Source organism: Paenibacillus terrae, assembly GCF_000943545.1.
GTDB lineage: Bacteria > Bacillota > Bacilli > Paenibacillales > Paenibacillaceae > Paenibacillus > Paenibacillus terrae_A.
In genome coordinates this window covers 1-21,890 of sequence record NZ_JTHP01000035.1, presented here as the reverse complement: position 1 = coordinate 21,890, position 21,890 = coordinate 1, and the positions used below count along the sequence as shown (strand labels likewise).

Here is a 21,890-nt window from a genome sequence, read left to right as displayed (position 1 = left end):
CTGTCCTACTTCGTGCCGTCAAAGAAATCCAGCTCGGAGAGATCGTTTTCGAAGGCAAAAAAGCGTTTGGGTCCCAGATGCAGCAATTCATCCCGGCGGGTAATCGGCACCACATAAAAGCCCCAACGGCTGTCGCCTGCAAAAACAAAATATTTCGTCTCACCGTTGCGAATAGAGTCGGTATCATCCTGCGGAATATCCCGCCCGTACAGCACGGCGATTTCCTCATACGGCATCGGCTCAAAGGCTTCTGGCCGACTGCGGTACACATGGCGCTGACGCAGCTTGCCACCGTTCGCCGTCAGGAAAAATTCCACCTCGGCCGCATGGGACGGCCTGGAAATAGAGCCGCGCACGCGGTTGCTTTCCAAGCTCGCAATCAGTTCCTTCTCGCGCCCCGTATGCGTCCATGCGCTGACGGTATACGGAATGGCCGGAATATGATTGGTAATGACAGGCTCAATCGTGCCCATTTTTTTGGCGTTCAGATAACGGATAGCGCCGCGCAGACAGGCCATTTTCAGCTCGGGCACCCGGCTCAGGTCTTCCGCCTTCTGGCGGAACTCAATGCTGCGCCCCGGTACAAATTCCTTGAGCGCCTCGCGAAATACGTCAATTCGGCAGGACTGCCCGGTCAGCTTGATAATCGAATAATCCTGCAAGCGCCCCTCCTGATAAAAATCATCCAGAAACTTTCGTACAATATTATAGATATCCCCCTTGAGAAGCTGCTGTATTTCACGGATATTGAACACCACATCAGGCAAACCGTATTCGTCACGAAAACGTCCATTTTCGATGACTGAAACCAGCCAACGATCCATCACCGCAATGTTCAGGTCACTTTCGGCTGAAAATACCTGCTCCGATTCGAAGCGGCTGCGCAGGATACCTGTACGTAAGAAAAATTCCTTTTTCATATTTTCCGCCGCGCTCCACAATAGATGAAAATTGCTCAGCACCCGCTGATATTCATCTCGTGTGGCATGCTCATACTGTTTGAACGCCGTAGGCAAGATGGCCTCTGCCTCTCGATAACGTTCCTCCAGTCCCGCATACACAGCATCTACGCCAAACTCATCCACATGGCGGTACAAATCCCCTGAAGGAATGCCAATCAAGGCATCAATATCGGTGTCAGGCAATCGCGTTTCCGCTGCATAATAGCCTGCAAACACAATTTTCATGAACTGCATAATCCGATACGTCAGATTGTTTCCGCCAAAATTGGTATCCCCATTTTCATATGTGGTGTGAATATCAAGCTTATAGGCAATGCGTCCATCCTCAATACGGAATCGACAGGATGACAAATCCGTTGTACCTCCACCGCAATCAATAACAAGGGCCTGATATTCCTCACCGTCCGCAAACGTCCCTCGTTCCATCTGGTCTGCCAGCGTGTTGTACAGCACAGCCAGCCCTTCATCCAGCGCGTCCTCTGCTTCAATCCGGTAATCCGGTAAAATATCGCTAAACATCTCGATAAACTGCGGCTGTAGCTTGACGGGTGCCGAAAAATGCAGGTTACGAAACCGGCACTTGAATTGCTGTTCGGCTGTCGCAATCACATAGCGGATAAAAGCCGCCAAAATTTCGCTGCGGGAAGCGGTCGCCGTATTCCCCTCGGCATCCATTAATTCCTCAGTTCGCTTATAGTCATTGACCCAGCGCTTGATGCCCCGCAGTACCGTCGCCCGGCTGCCCGCTACGTCCGTTCCACGCAGTGCTTCCTCTCCGAATACGTATACGATATGCTCCGGGTTAGAGCAGTCCGCGACACGAATGGCGGTCGGCAACACTTCGATCCAATCCCCCTCTGCTCCCTCCGGGCCGGGGAAGGACACATAATTAATCGCATTCAGCCGTACCGTACTGCTCATGCCCGCATCCGGGGCAGTAACATAGGAACTATCCAGATATGCGCCTGCCGTGGTGTTCGAGGTGCCAAAATCAACCGCCAATACTGCATCTGTCGTTTCAGTACCGCGAATGATCAGCTCTGCCACCGGAATACGTTGGCCTTGAAGCTTCAATGGCAGCATCGGCTTATCTCCATAGTAGAGGTTATAAAAATATTCCGATTCCTGTCTTCGCAAAAACAGCAGACTGTAATTATGGTTGGCCGTCTCCCGCAGTTCAGCGTCGAGATGGCGGGAAAGGTAATATACGCCTGTCCGTCCCTCGTCCTTCACCAAATTCAAAATACCGCACAGGTCGCCTACCGCATTCACCAGTAGCACATTAGACGCATTCAGCCAGGGCAAGTCGGATTCAATCCGGTAATTGTCCATTCGACCTGTACGCACACCCTGATACAGCGTGATTTTGGCGGGAACCCGGATACCGCCGCTCTCCTGCCGTCGATCATTCCAATTTCGCCGCAGTGCCGATTCAATGCGCTCGAAGCCGCCGGGGTTGGGCCGTGTGATGAGCAGATGCTCCTCTGCACTCCGAAACCGCAGAATCACGCGGATCAGTTCCTCACGTGCCAGACGATTAGCAAAGCCCTCGACCAGCCGCTCCTTATCGCATATTCCGCGCAACTGAAAGGTCGTCATTTGCTCTAGCTCCGCCCGCGTGTATTTCGCCGTGAAGCGAATGCCTTTTCGATCGGTGAGCGGGTCAAGCAGCCTGTATGTATAGGGTCCGTTCATCGTTCACATGTCCTTTCTCTGCCATTTGGCCTTAATAGAGAGCAATAGCGTCTATTTTCATCGTCGGGTCTGCCTCCAAAATACCGAAATGACGTGTCCAATACAGCTCAATCGTAAAACGCGCCGGAAGAAACAGATCCAGAATTAAATCCGCTTTGATCCGTGATAACTGCGTTTCCTCCTGACCGATATAGATGAGCAATTCGTCCTTTTCCTCACAATTGGTATAAATGATCGAGCGGTGAAAAACGCGGCGCATCGTTTCTTTTAGCAGATGTACAGCTTCCCCCGTCTCATACAGCCGAAGCAATCCTTCGGCAATCGCATCCTGCTCATCACGGTTTAACTGTGCAAAGCTTTCGCTCACCTTCGGGCCAAAAATGCCGTTCTCGATATCACGCTGAACAAACCGGATATGGTACTCCCGCCGATTCATGCCTTGATACAAATCAGTTTCTGCCAGAAAATGTATCATAATATCGAACAGCGATTCTCTCAGCTCTAGGTACTCCTCAGCATCCGGCGGAAACAGGTCCCGAAAAATAGAATAAAAGCGGTAGTATGGATTGATTTCCACCACCTGCTCCAGCTCGGATGTATTCAGCTCGGTCAGACTCAGCTCCATATACGGGGAGTAGCTAACAGCGGGTACAAACCGGAAACTATTCACATCTAACTCCTGTTCCCTCGCGCGCATAAGCAAATCCCAGACGTAATTCACAGCCATTCTCCTTCACATTTGTATTCCGGGAAATACATCTGCACTTCCGACACCAGAAAGCTCATCAAGTCGGATAAAATATAAGCGGGAAATGTTGGCGAAGCATCCGCAGAACCGTGTCTGAACCCCAATCGCATGATCTGCTTGCCTTCCTCCGTCCGCACGTTGTCACTGACAAACGGATTTAACGGATACGTCTGAGTTTTGGATAAAAGCTTGCTCACATCATTTCTGCCTGTGCCTCCCCAAATGTCCACACGCTCCAATTCCAATCCCTGTGCAGCTTCAAAAGAATGTACAATGCGTGTAATTTCGGCTTTGGCCCGGACGATCACAGCCTGTTTACCTGTATAGCGGCCCAAAAAGCTGTCCTGCCGCCGATTGGACAACACCGGATAGGTCTGACGACTAAGCCGCGTTGGGACGGGCTTCGTAACCTTCAACACATTCCATTCGCCGGACTTATCACGTGGCGTGACAATTGTCAGTTCCTCTTCTGTGCGCTTGATATACCGGATATCGCCTTCCACTCCGTCAATCAGGTAGCCGTGCTCAGGTCCTGTTTTACTTAAAGGAAGCACATGCTCATAGTTCACATGATCTATAGCCGGTATTGGGAAACCACTGTTTTTCAGAGACAGTCGTTCAATGTTCCAAAGTGGAAAAACATCCACCTTCTTAAAAACGTCGAATTCCTCCAATGAGATCGTAATTTCGTGAATTTCCTCATCAGCGTCAGGCTCGCCTTCTCCTCCAACCAGTACACAATCGACGAATTTATAAGCATACGGATGATTAATGGTCTTCCACGGCATGCCATTTTGCATGAACATAAGATATAGCTTCTCAATCTCTAAAATATAAGAACGGTTGTGCTCCAGACGAAAACGAATCGGATAGCTTCCGGTTTCCGTTACCAATGTTCCTCCGAAAACCCGTTTGCTGCGTACAAGCGCGGTGATCTGCTCGGTCTCCATCTCCAGAAAAAGGGTGAAAAGCGGCAACGCTCCGCCTTCCCGAACGACCTCTGCCACACGGCTGATATCCATCACCTTGTCCTTGGTATCTGACGGCAACACCGGATATAAAAATTCATGAATCGGATCATAATCCTCACGTGATGTCAATGACACGTACACGTCAAACTTCTCTTCCGTATTCTCAATTTCCTCAAATACCCGCCGTTCCAGCTGGCGGGTCATTTCTTCCTGATATTCGACGAGGTTCATAAACACCCCCGCCATCATATTTTTAAGCAAACGTCTCTGCTCCAAATCGTCCATCTTGCTCAAACGGTCCTGCACCAGCTCTTTCACGACGTCTCACTCCTTCCCGGCTCCAGCATTCATTGAACATGAAAACCTTAACTTCCGTTCGCAGCCGCCTGATTCTGACTGCCTGAATCAGACGCACCCGCTTCTTTGGAAGCGGAATCAGCAGTTCCTTGCTCCTTGCTGGCGGGTGCCTTCGTCGAAGAGGCATTCCCATCACTCGTACTGCCGCTCTTGGCAGTTGAAGAAGCTTCCTTCTTCGCGGCTGCTGTATCCGCTGATTTCATTGTTGCAGCATTACCCGTAGCTGCCGCAGCCTTGGTTTGCGATGCTGTAGCAGGGGGCACAGCAGTAGCAGCTTCGTCCGCTACGTCCCCGGTGCCTGTATCGTTCAGCGCTCCGTCAGATAGTCCCGCTCCAGCAGCAAGCTGACCATTTTTCTGCTGATCCGCGCTCTGTTTCTCCTCTGCCTTCGCAATACTCCGCTCCAATGCCAGTACGCTTTCAAGCTTACCGATTTCCTGATAAATCTCCTGTGCTCCGCTATAAGCGTCAATGGCTCCTTCATAATCGAGATCCTTCGTCAGCCGATCCCCTCTGGCCTGTAGCTTGCCAGCCTGAATTTCCTTGAGCTGCTGCTGGATGGCCGTCATTTTATCATTGGTCTCGGTAATCTTTTTCTCCAGCTCTTTTTGCGCAGATGTATAGCCGGATTCCATCGCAGCTTTATTCGCCTTCGTATACAGCTTGAGCGCACTCGTGTAATCGCCGCCCTGAAATTTCAGATCCCCATCCTTCATCCAGCTAGCCGTTTCGGCATAGCTGTCCAGCTGGTCGATTTTTTTCTCAATATCCTTCACATTAAACGGCGGGTACAGACCGGCACTTTTCCGCGCTTTATCGTAGCTGGCTTCGGCTTTGGTAAAGTCTGCTTTTTCCACATATCCGTCCCCGTCAACCATGAGTTGAGATACTTTCTGCTCTGCCGTATACAGTCGCTTGTGAATCTTATCGTTAATTTTAACTGCCGCGTTTTTCGCTTCACTGTAGGACTTGAGCGCCTTCGCATAATCTCCTGCCCTGGCGTAATCATCCGCGGCCTGAGCCGATTCGACCATCGTTTCCAGCGCAGCAGCCTTGTTCGCAGCCATACGGGCCAGGGTAATCCACGCTCCTCCACCTACGATCACAAAGGCGAGCAACGCTATCAAAATCCGTTTGATCAGCTTGCGACGGTTTTTAGGTTTTTCCTGAAAAATTTTGTTCACATAGATGGCGGCAGCCGTATAATTGTTCACCGCCCGGCGCTGCTTGCTCAGCAGAACCTCTTCCAGCGTATCCGTCAGCATGACCGGGTCCTTTGCTTCCTCCAGCGCACCGAGCATTTCCGCCAGCTCAACATCTTCCCACATCCCGGATGTGGCAAGCAGCATTACATCTCCATCTGCAAGCTGCGTCTTTTTGGCAACATGGGCATGAACTCCATTCGGATTTCCCAGGTATTCCAGCAGATTGCCCCGTTCCTCGTGCGTGCTGGTCGCTTCGTCGGGAATACGTCCGTCATCCGCCAATGACTGAGCCAGGCTATGATCCTTACTGCGAAAATTAAGCCGTCCATTGCGAAAATGATACAGCCGCACATTACCGCACGAAACGTATACCATTTTGTTGTAGTTGGTCACCACCATCAGCAGACTGGCCTTGAGCCGCACACGGCGGCTTTCGAATTGCAGCCATTCCTGCGCTTCACGCAGGTCTCTCATCAGGCGACGCTTGGACATGGAAGGCTTCTCCATGAAGTTTTCCAGCACCGTTTTGACAACCATTTCTGCGCTGCGCAGCTCTTGATCTGAATCCAGACCGTCTGCGAGGACATAACAGGCCATGTCGTCCGTCTCCATGAATGCAAAATAGTCCCGGTTGTCTATGTAAGAGCCCGCTTCCGACACAAAGGCGGTACTAAAATCGCTGTTGTCCTTGCGCATCGCTACCCCCGTCTTTCTGGTTTCATCCTATCGCCAACATAACCACTGTCGCGTTATCCTGACTTTTAAAGCCTTTATCATTAATCGTATCGATCATCGCTTCCGCCATTTCCTGCGGTGTTCCACCCTTGCGCATGATCTCTTCCAGCTCAATCTCCGTCAGTGCCTCCTGAATTCCATCGCTGCACAACAGAACATGATCGCCTGCGTACAGGCGAATCGGCGCCGCACCAAGCTCCATGCTCTCAAAGCCCTCATAGCCCAAATAATTGACCAATTGATTGCGAACCGGACTCGTTTTGGCCTCTTCCGAGGTCATTTGCCCAGCCAGCACCCGTTCCTCCAGCAAGGTTTCCGCCGTATGCTTGGAATTGACGCTCTGAAAATGACCGTTACGGTAAATCGTAATCAGGCTATCGCCCACCGCTCCGTAATACAACTGATAGCCGCAAATGATAACCGATGCCAGCGTCGTTCCTCCACCCTGCCCATTCAAATTTTGCAAAATACCGCGATTGCTCTGAGTTGCCGTTTCTGCAAAATATCCGTTCAGGTTCGACGCATCCTCCAGCTTGGCGAACGCCTTCGTAAAGGTCGTCACCGCCAATGTACTGGACATGCGTCCATTAGCCAGCCCGCTGATGCCGTCTGCGACAACCGCCAGCGTACCGACAGGTGTTGTCATACTTGCAAAATAATCGTCCTGCTCGCTTCGGCTCCCGATCGTTTGACCATTTCCGATCTCAATTCCACTCACGGTACGGCTGCCGGGACTTCGCGTCAGCCGCATGCGGATCATGAGAAGAACAGCGAATAGCACCGCAGCTCCGCATACAACAAAATAAGGCTGCATTTCGTTACCTCCCTGCACCATGCCACTTCCGTCCTAGTTTTCGTTATCCCACTCAAAATGGGCGCCGCACAGCGGGATAAAGATAAATTTGCTATGTCCCAGCTGAATCACGTCATAAGCAGCCAGCTCCGCTGGTGAATATACCGCCTCGTTATTGTGGTACGCCAAACCTGACGAATCCCCCGGCAGCAAGTAGAAATTACGCTTCTTCGGATCATACACAATGACCGCATGATTTCTGCGGGAAATCGTGTTATCACCAATAATACGGACATGCATTTCCTCGGCGCGTCCAATAAAGTTTTTCTCAGCCATAATGCGGTAGTCCTGACCCACCTGCGCACCTTCGATGCATACCAGCCATCCGGTTACCGGGTGAATCCCCGTGGTTTCGCCCAAATACGGCATCGTTCTGTCATCGTCTCCCGCACCGTTAGTTTTTGCCGTTGGTTCAACACTTTTGGGTGCGGCTACATTTACCACCGTATTACAATAAGGACACGTATTTCCGTGCTTTCGTGTACTGAACATGTGTCCGTTCGGGCATCTTGTCAAACTCATAATCGGTTCCTTCCCCCATTGTCATGATTGTCTTTTCAGCTATTTCACGAGCAGTCTCGTATTGGCGATATATAATAAATCACCTGTGTAAATCCGGTATGGCTCACCGCTTTCCAGCTTCTTGGTTACACTTTCATTTGCAGGTCGCAGCCCGGTACCGTTACCGGAATCCACATCCTCCACAAACCAGTCGCTGTTCACCCGGTTGAGCACCGCATGCTCCACGCTTACAAGAGATGCATAATCTGTGCCTGCCAAATCAATATCCGCCTCGGAGCGACCCGTTGTTTTGCCGATCAGGAGCGAAGTTTCGCCTTCGATATACCATTCTTTAATGGACTCACCCTCTTCATCCATCAGTATCAGCTTGGCAATCCGATTGCGCTGTGTCTTTGGCTTCACCACACGTTCAACTGACACCAGATTACGCAATATGTATACAAGCACGCCGATTCCGATACCTATCACGACCACGGTTTTCAAACCGCTATAGCCTGTACGACTAAACATATAAAAGGCGATCGCCAGCATCAGCCCGAACATGGCAACATCTATGATGAAAACCCATCTGTTCTGCGCCGTTTTCACTGCTTGCTTCCCCCGTTTCTATCCTGAAATCATCACTTTTTACGAATACCGAAAAACTGATTAAACATCGCCGAGGTATCCGTCGGATCACCGGATTTTTTCGTTTTTTTCCCCGGTGAGCCTTCCTTCGTTTTCGGATGAAAACCGAAAAATTGCTCAAAATCAGTTCCTATATCAGCCGGATTAAACCCTTTGGCTGCCGTGCGCGCACCGCTGGAAGACGCTGACCCTCTTCCTCTCTCTTGCTGCGGTCCGCCAGCTCCCTCTGTTTTTCGGATGAGCTCGGCATCGTATGCCTGCCGCAATGCTTCGTCACGCAAGGTATTGTAAGCCTCGTGAATCAGCTTGAACTTGCGCGTTGCCTCCTCGCTTCCCTGGTTGGTATCCGGATGATACTTTTTGGCCAGTTTGCGGTAAGCCTGCTTAATCTCTGTTTCCGAAGCATCCCGGCTGACACCGAGCAGCTCATAATAGTTGGTCATTGTGTGATGTTCCCCTCTCCGAAAAAAACAAATATTAAGAGACCCGGGGGCCTCTTAATATTGATCCACCCTACGCTTGCACGTGGAGTGAGTGTGTGTTCAAGCTGCGCTTAACGTCAGGACGTCAAGCTTAAACCGGATATCCGCCGTCGATGGTAGCCAGCTCGGTTTTGTCTTTCTTTTGTTTGATGTAGAGTGTAAATGCACCTACACCTTCTGTGTCACCGAAATGCTCGTTGTAATCTACAACGAATGCGTTCGGGAAGTGGATTTTACGCACAACTTGGTCAGCTGCGATAACTTCCAGTGTTACTTTACGGTAGCTGTCTGCTTTTTCAGCAGGAACCAGGGACCACAAAGCCAGTTTCAGCGTGTCATCCGCGCTGTCGCCGTCTACGGCTGTGATAATTTTACCGCTGATGCGCAGCGTGGAGCCTACGTCAGTGGAACGTGCATTGGAGTCGTCCGGTGTATCGGTGTCATAAATAACCGTTTGGATGTTATCCAAGCCCAGCTCGATTGTTTCTTGTCCTTCAACTTTCAGTCTGAATCCCATGTGTGTTGCCTCCTTGAAATTAGGTAATATGATGGCGGGAGAAGCAGGGCTTCTCCGCAATTTATGTATAAAAGCGGTTCTGGATAGAATCGCCTCTAACATCTTTCGTAGCGCTCGGATCATGATTTGACCGAGCTGGTTCCTTTAGTAATCATGACTTCCAGGTTCTTCACATTGCCGTTGAAGACCAGATCGATATGGCACATATTGCTTTTCTCATCAATAATGAAGCTCATATCGTCTCCGTCCTGAATGATCGAGTTCACAGATCCTCTGCTGCCCAGCCACTTACTCTTTTGGCTGCTCGGATTGTTACTGAAGAAGCGGACGATATTTTCGTGCTTGAAGTCTCCTGTCTGGTAGCGCAAAATACGTTCAATGTACGTGCTGACCAGCGTCTTGTAGATGGAGTCAAAGCCGTCCTCAGACATCGCCATGCTTCTCGCCTTGTAGACGGTAATCCGGCGGATATCCTTATCCTGAATCTGAGCATTCTCGGACGAGAATACAAAGCCGAAGTTTTTACGGTTGATGGCATCCTTGATCGTGTTGGTGAACCCGGTGATTTCCTTGGCCATCGTCGTCACCGTGCGCAGACTGTTGTCTCCCGCTTCAATGTCAAAGCGTACGCCAGGGAAGTTTTTGTTGACCGTTTTGAACGTCTCACGCAGGTATTCAGGACACTGATAAGAAGCGACCAAACCAGCGGCAACGTAGGCTGCACCCACATAAACGCCTTCGATCCACAGCTTGAGAATATCCTCTTTCTCCTTGGAGAGCTGCACACCGCTTTCGGTCTGTAGCATTTTGCTGTCGATAATGACACCCGATTTGTCCTTCGGAATAATCGTGAAGTTCGGTACGCAAGGAATCGCAAATTCGCTGTAGTCTCTGCGAACGAGACTGGCGCATTTGTCGACATATTTGTCGATACCTGCAGTCGCCATACTGTTGAAAGTCGTTTCTTCACCGGATTCAAAATTAAAGAACATTTGAATTTTGTAATCCTTCACAACTTGCAGCAGCATCGAGAGCGATTCCATAGAATTTCCGCCCTGCTTAACGACCTTCTCGTTGCCCTTAAAGCGTTCACGTGAAACCTTCACCTTACCGGCTGCTTCCAGCTCGACAGATGGAACGATACCGAACCAGATCGTGTCGCTGAATTCATTTTTGGCATTCACGGTGTTCAGGTATGTTTCCAGACGCGGGATATTGCTGCTTTTCACCAGCATGTCCAGCTTGTTATTGGCCACCAGCATGGTCGGCAGCATACCCTTGCTCTTCGTTGCATATTGATCGAAGAACATTTTTACACCGAGGATTTTTTCCACAAGCGGCTTAACCGCCTTTACGAAATCATCCTTGGCATTTTTATAGAACTCCAGATACGTGTTGTAGTTCTGAACTTCAACTGCTGTATCAACCTTGGTCTGAACAGCCGGCAGCGGCACAAATGTGCGAACCACCAAATCCTTCACATAGTCGGAAGGCGTATCGGTAATCGAGTTGTAATCTTCCTCGAACACCTGTGACAAATCGCCCGTGCTGTTCTCGTCCAGCAGCATCAGCTCGGTGCTGTCACTCTTCGGTGCTTCAATAATTTTCAGCTCGCCGCTTTCCCCAATAGAAAGCATACCCACCTGGATCAGCTCACCGGAGTTTTCCTCCTGGGCACCACCGAGCAAAAGGCGGGTTTTGATATCCTCAATCGCCAATGGCAGCATCGCCATAACGTTGTTATAGTTCTGGCTTGCTTCCTCGAACATGCCATTCAGCTTGTCGCCCATGTCGAGTTTCTTCGGATCGCCATCATCCAGCTTGTCATATTCACCATACATATAGTGAATTTCTTTGCGGACTTGGCGAATATCGTCCATAACCTTTTTCGGAGAAATCATGTCCAGCAGATTTTCAAACTTGAAATCTACGTTTGTGATTCCTTGACTACGCTTGGTGTCAATGAGCGTAAACAACATTTTCAGAAAATCATTACTTTGGTTCACACGAATTTCAGAAATGCTGTCCTCATCAATCCCTTCCGGCTTTTTGAGGGTATAGACCACTTTTTGATTAGCCGCGTTAAAAAACGAATACACAGTCGGCGAAAATTTATCCAAAAATTCGTCGAAGCTGCGCACCAGAAGGTGCTGGTTAATTTCCTTGATTTTCTCATCACTCAAGCTGTCAATGCCCTTCACATCACCTACAATTGTGATCAGGTCCAGCTTTTCCGGGTTGATTTCTTCAAAAAGCATTGTCCGGTTTGTTTGATAAATGATTTCCATCGCTGTCGGCAAACGAATTTAAAGTATGGATATACGTCGAAAGCCCCATACGCGGACACCGTATGTCCAATTTAGAGCAATCGGGTTTCCACGCTTAGTTCTTTTGCCTCCTCCCCCCTACATAACATTCAAATTGGCCAAAGGATTCGGCTCATACTGCTATACGCAGTACAGGCATGTAACCTCGAAAATCAGTCCGAAGCGTTCGTTTAACTTTTAATGGCAAAATTAACAAACGGAGATATATCGTTCAGGTAACAAGGAAAATTGCGATTCTGTTATTCCGTGATCCTACTGCTATCCCATTTTTTGCCGTTGATACGAGAGCTATCATACAAAGTACCCGTTAGTTTTGTCAATTTCTGTAGCCCCAGATTGAAACAGGGCAATTCGACTCATTTTATGCGTAAATACGTAATTTTCATGATATGTTAGACCTGTTTATTCAGGGAATTATTCACAAATGGAACTCAATTGCCGATAGAAATCCATTGGATATTTCTGTTAAGCGTAAAAGTATCAAATTCATGGCTAATGTGAGGGTTAACAGTCTGTTTTTATCCTTTATCCCTTATATACCAAGGATTAGGAGAGTGGGCGCGCCCGCATTGGCCTCGTCGATGGAGGGGCTTATGTTCAGAATGAGGAAATTGGGAATCATTGCTTTTATGACTTTTGTACTATTTTTTCAAATTGGCTCAAACGGGGTCATTTGGACTGTAAATCAGGCCAATGCCGCATCTTTGGGAACTGTTCCGGTCGAGGGTTATGATGCCGTTTTTGTATTGGATACCAGCTATTCCATGAGGGATACCGATCCCGAGGGCATTGCGGCCGAAGTTATCAATATGTTTATGGATTTGAGTGATGCAGACCGTACACGCGTCGGATTCGTCGCTTACAACCATCATGTAGTCGCCTCGAAGTCGCTGACTTCTATTGCGGTAGCAGCGCAAAAATCACAAATTCAGCAGGAAATCAGAACGCTGAACCGTTCCGGTTATACAGATTTGGGACTTGGATTGCGTAAAGGCTCGGAACTGCTTGCCGCAGGGACTTCCAAAGGACGTCAGCCTTTTATGATCCTGTTATCCGATGGAGAGACTGATTTTGGAGCCTCTTCCGGTTACCGATCCAAAGGGGACTCAAGTAATGACGTGTCCTCCGTCATTAAATCTGCACAGACCAAAGGATACCCTGTGTATACGATTGGTCTGAATCATGACGGCACGGTGAACCGTCAGGAACTGGAGCGAATCGCTTCGCAAACGGGGGGAGCTTCTTTTATAACGAGCAGCGCCGAGGATCTGCCGGAAATTTTGAACCGTATTTTTGCCAGCCAGATTCGTTCCAAGCTCGTTCCAGTCGCGGCGATTACGACCACCGGCGAAATGCAGGAATTAACCGTGGATATACCGGACTCCAGTATGGAAGAAGCCAATCTGGTGCTTTTATCGGAGCATCCTCTTCAGGAAACACAGCTCTACTCCAATTCAGAAAATGTCCGCAGGTACAAATCGAGTCGATATGCGATTTTAAAAATTGAGCATCCACAGGCAGGCAAAGTCAAGCTGAAACTGAGGGGCATACGCGGAGATTTGGTCAAAATCAATTTGCTTGGCAGCTATCGACTGGAAGCCGAGGCCACCATGACAGGAAATAAGGAAACACAAACCAATGGAAACAAACCCGTGCAGCTACTTAAAGGACAAGCCATACCGTTCAAAGCTCAGTTGTTGCTGCCAGATGGTCAAAGGCTTACAGACGAAGCCGTATACAAATCGCTTCAAGCCAATATCATGGTTACACCCGTAAAGGGTGGTACAAGCAAAAAGGTACCTATGACCTACAAGTTGGGATTCTTTCAGGCCGAATACGCGTTCCCTCTAACGGGAGATTATACGTGGCAGTTGTCTTTGGACAGCCCGCAATGGTATCGCAAGGGAGCAGTCCATACCGTCCATGCGGCGAATGCAGCACCGCAGGCTTTAAAGGACCTGACGATTCGTCTGGTGAAGGAAGACGGGAATGCCCGCCGGAGTTTAAGCGAATTTTTTGCTGATCCGAATCATGACAAGCTCACCTATAAGTTGGATTCAGGAGCCTCCGGGGATGCGGCGAATGCTGAGATTAACGACACAGATCTGCTGTTATCCGGGCTTCACACGGGCGACTCCGAGCTGAAAATTACCGCTACCGATTCGGAAGGAGCATCCAGTAGCGCTACGCTGACCGTTTCCGTACAGTCCCGGTATACAGCCATCAAATGGACGGTAGCTGTTAGTGTCGTAGTAGCGGCACTTCTGTACTGGTTCTTGCGGCCAAAACCACAGTTTGCGGGAAGAATCGAAGGATATTTCCTCGCGACAGCAAGTGGACAGGAGATTCCGGTAAAATCCTGGCCGCTTACCTCCTTTCCAGGACGGAAAGTCAGCTTGCAGGAGTTGTTCCGTACGCTTGACGTTCACGAACCGCTGCCGGAAGCGGAGCGGATTGTCTTTTCCGCGGGTAAAAAAGGGACTCTGGTGGTCAAACATGATACACGCTGCGCCTTGCAGCACGGGAAAGTTAGAATTGGCCGCAATAAAAAGGCTGTGCTGGAGTACAGCGACAAGCTCTACATTACGTTCGAGGACGGTGTAACTGAAATCGAGCTGCGGTACAAGGCGATCAAGCCCAATACCTCCGTGTACACCGATCATATTCAAGCGCCGACAGGATAACGTCCGTCGGAAACAAAAAAGGGAAGCGCCGTCTCTTACGATTAACGAACCGTAAGAGTTGGGCGCTTCCCTTTTTTTATCCAATATTCCGCACGCAGTGCGGCTTTAAACCATCTGAGCGAGCGGCAACGCTTGTTAGCCTGTACCTCCAGACCACGCCGAATCACATACGGCAGCAGGGAAAGACCTGCATTTTCGATCTGAATCCGGTCAGCCTGATCTGCAAACAATCTGCCCGGCACATCCGGTGGAGGTGATCCTTTTCGGCAATAATACAGCGTGGCGGCCAGACTGTAGATATCCGACACGGGTCCTTGCTGCGAGCGGTTAGAGTAGAACTCCAGCGGAGAGTAGCCCGCTGTGGTGAAGATCGGATGCTCTTTGCCTTCAAAATGCACAGCCGATCCAAAATCAAGCAGCTTGATGTTGCCATTCTCCCCGATCATAATGTTGCCTGGCTTTATATCCCGATGAATAATGCCTTTGTCGTGAATATACTCCATGGCATCAATTAAAGGCAGCAGTGAATGATATAAAAAAGCAGGATCGGACGTTGGAGCATCCTCTTCCTTCAACACCAGGTCCAGCGTCTTGCCGGCACAGTATTCCATGACCAGATAAGCGGTTCCATTTTCTTCAAAGTGATCTATATAACCGACAATACCCGGATGGCTTAATTCCTTGAGCATCTGCCCTTCACGCAAGAAATAATGCATAAACTCCACATATTTGAATTGCATAGATGCACTGCAAGTCACCGTTTTTCGATCCGATCCCCGTAAAGCGAGCGCATTCGGAAAAAACTCCTTAACAATGACCTTTTCTCGATTATCCAACAGCCTTGCCGTATACACGATGGCCAGCTCACTGCGGGACAAGGCGCTTCGAATTTGATATGTATTTCGCAGCTTCGTATTGCGGGCAAGCAGGCTCCCGCTTGTATCCACGATCATGACTCGTCCTCCTGTCAGGTTCTTAGCTTATGTCTTTTGTATATATCGGCTTATTACATATCTTTTCATTATACCGTATAATCGAATAATGGAAAAACAAATAACCTGCCATAATCTCCCTCAGAGAAATGATGACAGGTCTTTTGGCATTCATCTGGTACTTTGTTCCTAATCCCTTTTAACCCAGTTTCGTTTCAGGCTTCATGCTGCGCATGCTGTTGGTATTTTTCTTCCGTTGGCTGCGCAAATTGCCTTGATCCGGGGTACGGATGGTGAGTGCAATCAGGAACGATACGACACACAGCACAGCAATCGTGGTAAAGGTAGGGATGAATCCGCCGAGCAAGGCTGCGATAAAGGATCCCGCCAGCGCACCAAGGCCAAAGCCCTGATACACGATACCGTAGTTTTTGCTTTGATTTTTCAGACCGAAGAAATCCGCCATGATGGCAGGAAAGACCGTGATATTACCGCCGAAGCAAAAGGCAATCCCTGCTACACAGGCAAAGAACAAACTGTAATTCAGCGGTACCAGACTCAGCACTGTAACTGCGAACGCTGTTGTTAGCAGCGCACCTGCTACTACTTTCAGACGGCCGACTTTATCCGACAGCGCACCTAATATGATCCGACCCGCCGTGTTGAAAATAGCGACCATAGCAACCGCATTGGCGGCTGTAGCTACATCCAGCCCCGCCATCCGTACGCCGATATCCTTTACAACTCCAATCAGATACAAGCCACTCATACAAGCCGTAAAGAACATGACGAATAACAGATAAGCCTGCTTGGTGCGCAGCATTTCTTTTACAGTGTAATCACGCTGCACAACTCCATTTTGTACCGAAGGCTTGTTCACGACTGCTGCTTCCCGTACCAGGAAGGAACCGCCCACAATCATGATCAGCACGATCATTCCCCAATACAGAAACGCCTGCGATACGCCAACGGACTGAATTAACGAACCATTGATATACTTAAATATAAGACTGCCTGTTCCGTATGCCCCAACCGAGATACCGGAAATGAGTCCTTTTCTCTCGGGGAACCATTTGATCAGATTCGACAGTGATGTAATATAAGCCGTACCATCCGCAAATCCTACAACAATACCCGCCAAAATGTACAACAGGGACAGGGAAGTTACCTGTGAGCTGAGCATAAGTCCTGCGCCCAACACAACGCCCGCGCACAAAATCAGACGACGTAATCCCCATTTATCCTGTAGCTTACCTGCGAACAATGTAGCAAACGCCAGCGCAAAGCTGGTAATTGAAAATGTAATGGCAACCGAGCTGAGATTCCAGCCAAAGCGGTCCACCAGCGGTTGATTGAATAAACTCCATGTGTAAATCGTTCCTAATCCCATTTGGACGATGATCGTTCCAAGCACGACCAGCCAACGGTTTCCGCTGTTTGTTTTCATATGAATCTCCTCTTTTCATTCCGGCTCTATAGCTTCAATTCGTTATCATGATGACCGGGAATCCAGTACGCTTTGCGCCTCGGGAGAAGCAAGTCTGTAAGGATTCTCTCTACATGGATCATTATAACGCTGCATGTTAGCCAGAAATCGTTTGAGGAATGAAATGCACCTATAGCGGAATGAAATGCCTTTATAGCCGCATAATTTGCCGAAATTCCTTGGCCTTGCTGCGGCTTACCGGAATTTCCGCGTCCAGACCGCGCAAGCGCAGGAGGTACGTATGATTGAACCAAGGTACAATTTCACGGATCTGCGACAGATTAACCGTGTAGGATCGGTGACAGCGGAAAAAGTCCTGCTGCGGCAGTCGGGCATGAAATTCCGAAATGCTCATCGGCATCGTGTATTCCTCATGTCTTGTAAAGACAAGGGTGACCTTTTCCTGTGCGCACGCATAATAAATATCGTTGGCATCCGTTACAATGATTTTGTCGTTTTTCAGCAGATTGATACGGCCCGGGGCGCTAACGATGCTGGTTTCAGCAGGTCGGGGCTGCGCAGGCTGGGCATTCTCCTGTACCTGAACGTTCCGCTGCTCGTATGCATTTTCCAGCTTGCGCAGCATGGCGGCGATCCGTTTTTCATCATACGGCTTGAGGATGTAATCAAATGCCTCCAGTTCGAAAGCCTGCGCGGCATGCTCTTTATAGGCGGTCGTAAAAATAATATAAGGCTTTTTGGCAAATTTGCTAATGTTCTGCGCCAGCAGCATCCCGTCCAGAGAAGGAATGTTAATATCGAGAAAAATAGCGTCCGTCTCATGGTCCTGCAAAAAACGGAACACGTCCAGCCCGTCCTCAAAGCTGTCCGTCACTTCAATATGGCTGTGGGTCTGAATAAGATACTCCAGCTCTTCACGCGCCGGAATTTCATCTTCTACAATGATGGCCTTCATGACTGCTCCTTTGGTATGTCAAAATAAACTTCGGTGCCTTGCTCATGCTTGAGAATAATAACCCCTTCTCCATACATGAGCTTGAGTCGTCTATGCACATTATACAAGCCAATTTGTTTGGCTGGAACCCGATCATGATACAGGTTATCCACGACATCATCCCGTATGCCTACTCCTGTATCTGCCACAGAAATCCGCACCTTTTCTCCTCGATCCTTTACAGAAATGGTCACTGTACCCGGTCCCTTTTTCTTGAGGATCCCATGATTAATCGCATTCTCAACCAGCGGCTGAATGATAAGGCTTGGAATGCGCACGGATACCTCGTCCATCACATACACCACCTGAAGCCGGTTGCCGAAGCGGGCTTTTTCAATTTCCACGTAATCAGACACCTGCTGAAGCTCCTTATGAATTTCGATCAAATCATCATTCAGCTCCAAATTATAACGCAGATATCCCGACAAATTAATGATCAGCTCTCGTGCCTTATCCGGCTTGGTGCGCGTCGTAGAGGCAATGGCGTTCAGCGCGTTGAACAGAAAATGCGGATTGATTTTAGTCTGGAGCGCCTTCAACTCGGCTTTATTCGCCGCTTCCTTAATTTGTTCCACCCGCGATACTTCCATTAATGTGGAAATAATTTGGGACAAGCCAATCGCCATTGTTTGCAACGGATACGTGATTTTATAAGCTTTGCGGTAGTAAATTTTCAGGGTTCCGGTCACCTCTCCCCGTTCCTCCAGTGGGATAATGAGCAGAGACTGGATTTGGGGTGTTTTATCGTCGGCAATATGGTTGCGAATCGTGATTTTACCGCTGCGGATCGTCGATTTGGTCACATCGCTAATGATCTCGTCGCCGATATGATAACGCTCCTCGCCAAAACCAACGTAGGCCAGTACATCTCTAGTATCCGTAATCGCCACCGCGTCCGCCTTGATATCCTCCTTAATGATCGAGCAAATCGTATGCAACGACTCAGCATTAATGGAGCGAAAATAAGGCAACGTCTTGTTGGCAATATCTAGAGCCAGCTTGGCCTGTCTGGCCGCGATATTTTCCTTTTCCCCCTCGACACTCTGAATCAGCAGAACGATCAGACCGACGCTGACTTGCCCGATAATCATGGGCAGACCGATCTTTGAAACGATGTCCAAACCAAGCTCATACGGTTGTGCCATCACCAGAATGAGCAGCATCGTCAATGTTTCGCAGATCATCCCGGCGGCAATACCGACCAGCCACCTCTTGGAGCGGTCGACCCGGCGCCCGATATATCCCGATACCACACCTGCCAGAATACTCGTAATCAGACACGGAATCGAGGTCACTCCCCCGATATCAATCAGATAACGGTGAATACCCGATACAATGCCCGTAATAATCCCGACCCACGGTCCAAATAAGATGCCTCCCGCCATAATCGCAATAATCCGGACATTGACGAGCGATCCTTCCACTTCGATCCCGGTATACGTGCCAAACAGCGCAAACATGCAAAAAATCATCGTTAATAGCGTCAGCTCTGCCGGGGAATGGCTGTTCTTTTGCAAGGTTTCCTTAAAACGGGGAATGCGGGTAATAAAAAATAGACAAATTAGCAACAACGCTGCGCGTTCAAATAGCTGCATCAGCGTTTCCAAAAAGCCGTTCACATGCGTTCCTCCCAAATATAAACCCATTCATCAAGCCTTGTACCACTCTCACTATTCACATATTTCAAGATCAATCATGTCATTTCGGGCACGAATACTCGCCTTCCCGCCAATCGGATATGTAAATTGCGGTGTGGTGTGTCCGAAATCCGCATCTGCGATCACCGGAATAGAAGCCAGTTCCTTTTTCGAGCTAATGATTTGCCGCAGCAACTTTTCCGTCATATGAGAAGCCTGCTGAAAACGTCCGATGATGATTCCTCTCACCTGATCGAACCCCGGCTGGTGCAGCAATGATTGCAAATCTCGATCAAACGTAGCAGGAGAGCTTTCATAATCATCCTCAACGAATAGAATCGTTCCCTCCAGACTCGGCATATATGGCGTTCCCTGCAACAAATTCAGGGTACACAGGTTTCCACCCACAATCGTACCGTGTGCTTCTCCTTCGAGAATCGCATAAGGCCCGACATTGCGGTGAAAGATTCGTTGATCCTGATCCAAATACCATGTATCGTCACTCCACTCTGGCGAAGACTGGATTTTAATACTACCCTCTTCCAACATCATCCTTTGAAAATATGCTGTCGTGTATTCATTCCCTTGCTGCATGCCAAATGTCAAAAAATGGGGACCTGCATACGTGATAAGCCCTGTTTTCGCATATATGGCATGACTTAAAGCAGTGATATCCGAAAAACCGCATAACCGTTTAGGATGAGAACCAATCAGTTCATAGTCAAGGTGGGCAAGGAGCTGATTAGCATTATACCCGCCAATGGCAGTCAAAATGCCCTTCACCTTTGGATCGGCAAAAGCTTCGTGCAAATCTGCTACTCTGGACTCTATTGAAGAAGATGTAAAATCATCGCTTTCCAGCACATGTTGCGAAAAGCTCACCGCAAACCCGAGTTGCTCCAGCTTTTGCTGGGCGATCAGGCGATTTTTCTCGGAAACGATAGACAAACTTCTGGACGGCGAAAGAATGCGTATCTCGTCTCCAGCCTTTAGTTTGGGCGCTTGCTTTCCTATGATCATGGTCATTCCCCCCTATATACGAAGCATTTAAACTGCCACAAATTATACCATCAACTTCCATCAAATTATAGCTTTTAGAAATACGCTCTCCATTTCCCCTCTCCTTCATACAGCAGTAAAAAACCGGGGATTACCGCTTGATAGCGATATTCCCCGGCTCATTAGCCTGATGATGAAGCTTTTAATATTCAAAATCGTCATAACTGCTGCAACGACAAAACCTACTCCATTAGACACACACATCGAGGGATTAGATAGTGCCGGGACATATTTAAACGCAAAAAATCGCCCCCCTGATCAGGGAGCGATTTTAGATTTATCTTTAAATAGCCGTCTCCAGCAGGAAGGCACTCATCTATTCGATGACCTCCAGCATCAGGATTCCTTGTTTTCGGAAGCCACAGTACCTTCTGTTGCAGCTGCATCGCCTGCTATAGCAGCATTTTCCACCTCAACCGCACGCGGAACGATAATGGAAGCAAGCAACTCTTCCTCAGGAACGTGCAACGTTACTCCTTTAGGAAGTTTCAGGTCGCTCGCGCTCAGCTTGTCACCGACATCCAGTGCGGATACATCCACCTCAATGGTAGATGGCAGGTCAGCAGGAAGACCCTCAACTTCGACTTCGGTTTCCTGAATTTGCAGAATACCGCCCGTTTTTGTACCTACAGGTGTACCCTGATAATCAATAGAAACACGCACGCGAAGCGGCTTGTTTTTGGAAATTTTCAAAAAATCGGCATGCAACCACTGGTTGTCACGCTGCTGATAATCCTTAATGATGACCGGAATGGCTTCTCCACCCTCTACTGTGAGGTTGAACACCTCGGAACGTCCGGTTCTGACTACTTTATTAAATTCTTTGGCATCGACATGTACAGGGGTTCCTTCAAGCTCAGAGCCGTAAACCACAGCTGGAATCCGTCCTTTTAACCTCAATCCACGAAGTGCCGAACCCTTCTTCTCTGTTCTCGGCTGGGCGGTCAGTTGAATACTTCCTCCATTAGAACTCATGATATACAACCTCCTTCAGGTTACCTTACAAATGATTATTCCTCAAGAATCTTGCCTGTTCACCAGTCGCACTACAAGGTATAAGCCAGCAAGCTGGCAAAATCAAACAAGTCCATAATTCTATATTACCCCTTTTTTCTGAAAATGACACACGTTTGCAT

Annotated in this window: 17 protein-coding genes; 1 reads left to right on the top strand and 16 read right to left on the bottom strand. The window is 48.8% G+C overall.

The features are described from left to right. Positions 1-5: 5 nt before the first annotated feature. The 10 genes from QD47_RS16980 to QD47_RS16935 form a co-directional block, all read right to left on the bottom strand. Positions 6-2,657, bottom strand: coding sequence for an Hsp70 family protein (locus QD47_RS16980; RefSeq protein WP_044647237.1), 2,652 nt, complete (start codon positions 2,655-2,657; stop codon positions 6-8). A gap of 31 nt (positions 2,658-2,688) precedes the next feature. After that, entirely contained in the window at positions 2,689-3,378 is a 690-nt protein-coding gene (locus tag QD47_RS16975) for an iron-dependent peroxidase (protein ID WP_082067207.1), read from the bottom strand. Then, positions 3,375-4,694 carry a hypothetical protein gene (locus QD47_RS16970; protein ID WP_044647235.1) on the bottom strand — a complete coding sequence of 440 codons (1,320 nt, stop codon included), beginning with the start codon at positions 4,692-4,694 and terminating at the stop codon, positions 3,375-3,377. The genes QD47_RS16975 and QD47_RS16970 overlap by 4 nt, the downstream gene beginning before the upstream one ends. 47 nt (positions 4,695-4,741) lie before the next feature. Then, positions 4,742-6,634 carry a PP2C family protein-serine/threonine phosphatase gene (locus tag QD47_RS16965; protein WP_044647234.1) on the bottom strand — a complete coding sequence of 631 codons (1,893 nt, stop codon included), beginning with the start codon at positions 6,632-6,634 and terminating at the stop codon, positions 4,742-4,744. Between the two features lie 22 nt (positions 6,635-6,656). Continuing rightward, the gene (locus QD47_RS16960; RefSeq protein WP_044647233.1) at positions 6,657-7,487 is read right to left on the bottom strand and encodes a PP2C family protein-serine/threonine phosphatase; all 831 of its coding nucleotides are present in this window, start codon (positions 7,485-7,487) and stop codon (positions 6,657-6,659) included. A gap of 33 nt (positions 7,488-7,520) precedes the next feature. Next, on the bottom strand, positions 7,521-8,048 hold the full coding sequence (locus tag QD47_RS16955) for an FHA domain-containing protein (protein ID WP_044647232.1): 528 nt from the start codon (positions 8,046-8,048) through the stop codon (positions 7,521-7,523). 39 nt (positions 8,049-8,087) lie between these two features. Next, positions 8,088-8,636, bottom strand: a complete 549-nt coding sequence (locus tag QD47_RS16950) for an FHA domain-containing protein (RefSeq protein ID WP_044647231.1) — start codon at positions 8,634-8,636, stop codon at positions 8,088-8,090. A gap of 32 nt (positions 8,637-8,668) precedes the next feature. Next, a complete protein-coding gene (locus tag QD47_RS16945) occupies positions 8,669-9,118 on the bottom strand; it encodes a J domain-containing protein (RefSeq protein WP_044647230.1) in 450 nt (149 codons plus the stop codon). A 130-nt stretch (positions 9,119-9,248) separates the two neighbouring features. After that, positions 9,249-9,674, bottom strand: a complete 426-nt coding sequence (locus tag QD47_RS16940; protein ID WP_013311475.1) for a hypothetical protein — start codon at positions 9,672-9,674, stop codon at positions 9,249-9,251. Positions 9,675-9,793: 119 nt separating this feature from the next. Further along, the gene (locus QD47_RS16935) at positions 9,794-11,962 is read right to left on the bottom strand and encodes a hypothetical protein (RefSeq protein ID WP_044647264.1); all 2,169 of its coding nucleotides are present in this window, start codon (positions 11,960-11,962) and stop codon (positions 9,794-9,796) included. A gap of 632 nt (positions 11,963-12,594) precedes the next feature. On the opposite strand from QD47_RS16935, the gene QD47_RS16930 reads away from it, so the two are divergent. Next, positions 12,595-14,685: a VWA domain-containing protein gene (locus QD47_RS16930; RefSeq protein ID WP_235332288.1), complete on the top strand. Its 2,091-nt coding sequence runs from the start codon at positions 12,595-12,597 to the stop codon at positions 14,683-14,685. Between the two features lie 41 nt (positions 14,686-14,726). On the opposite strand, the gene QD47_RS16925 is transcribed toward QD47_RS16930, so the two are convergent. From QD47_RS16925 to QD47_RS16900, 6 genes are all read right to left on the bottom strand, one after another. Beyond that, entirely contained in the window at positions 14,727-15,638 is a 912-nt protein-coding gene (locus tag QD47_RS16925; RefSeq protein ID WP_044647228.1) for a serine/threonine protein kinase, read from the bottom strand. Between the two features lie 178 nt (positions 15,639-15,816). Next, the gene (locus QD47_RS16920; RefSeq protein ID WP_044647227.1) at positions 15,817-17,064 is read right to left on the bottom strand and encodes an L-lactate MFS transporter; all 1,248 of its coding nucleotides are present in this window, start codon (positions 17,062-17,064) and stop codon (positions 15,817-15,819) included. A 190-nt stretch (positions 17,065-17,254) separates the two neighbouring features. Next, positions 17,255-18,019 (bottom strand): LytR/AlgR family response regulator transcription factor, encoded by a 765-nt coding sequence (locus QD47_RS16915; protein WP_044647226.1) that lies wholly within the window; start codon positions 18,017-18,019, stop codon positions 17,255-17,257. After that, positions 18,016-19,677 carry a LytS/YhcK type 5TM receptor domain-containing protein gene (locus QD47_RS16910; RefSeq protein WP_082067206.1) on the bottom strand — a complete coding sequence of 554 codons (1,662 nt, stop codon included), beginning with the start codon at positions 19,675-19,677 and terminating at the stop codon, positions 18,016-18,018. Before QD47_RS16910 ends, QD47_RS16915 begins: the two co-directional genes overlap by 4 nt. Positions 19,678-19,728: 51 nt before the next feature. Next, positions 19,729-20,715: a S66 family peptidase gene (locus QD47_RS16905; RefSeq protein ID WP_044647224.1), complete on the bottom strand. Its 987-nt coding sequence runs from the start codon at positions 20,713-20,715 to the stop codon at positions 19,729-19,731. Positions 20,716-21,090: 375 nt separating this feature from the next. Beyond that, the gene (locus QD47_RS16900; protein WP_044647223.1) at positions 21,091-21,729 is read right to left on the bottom strand and encodes a 50S ribosomal protein L25; all 639 of its coding nucleotides are present in this window, start codon (positions 21,727-21,729) and stop codon (positions 21,091-21,093) included. Positions 21,730-21,890 lie beyond the last annotated feature (161 nt).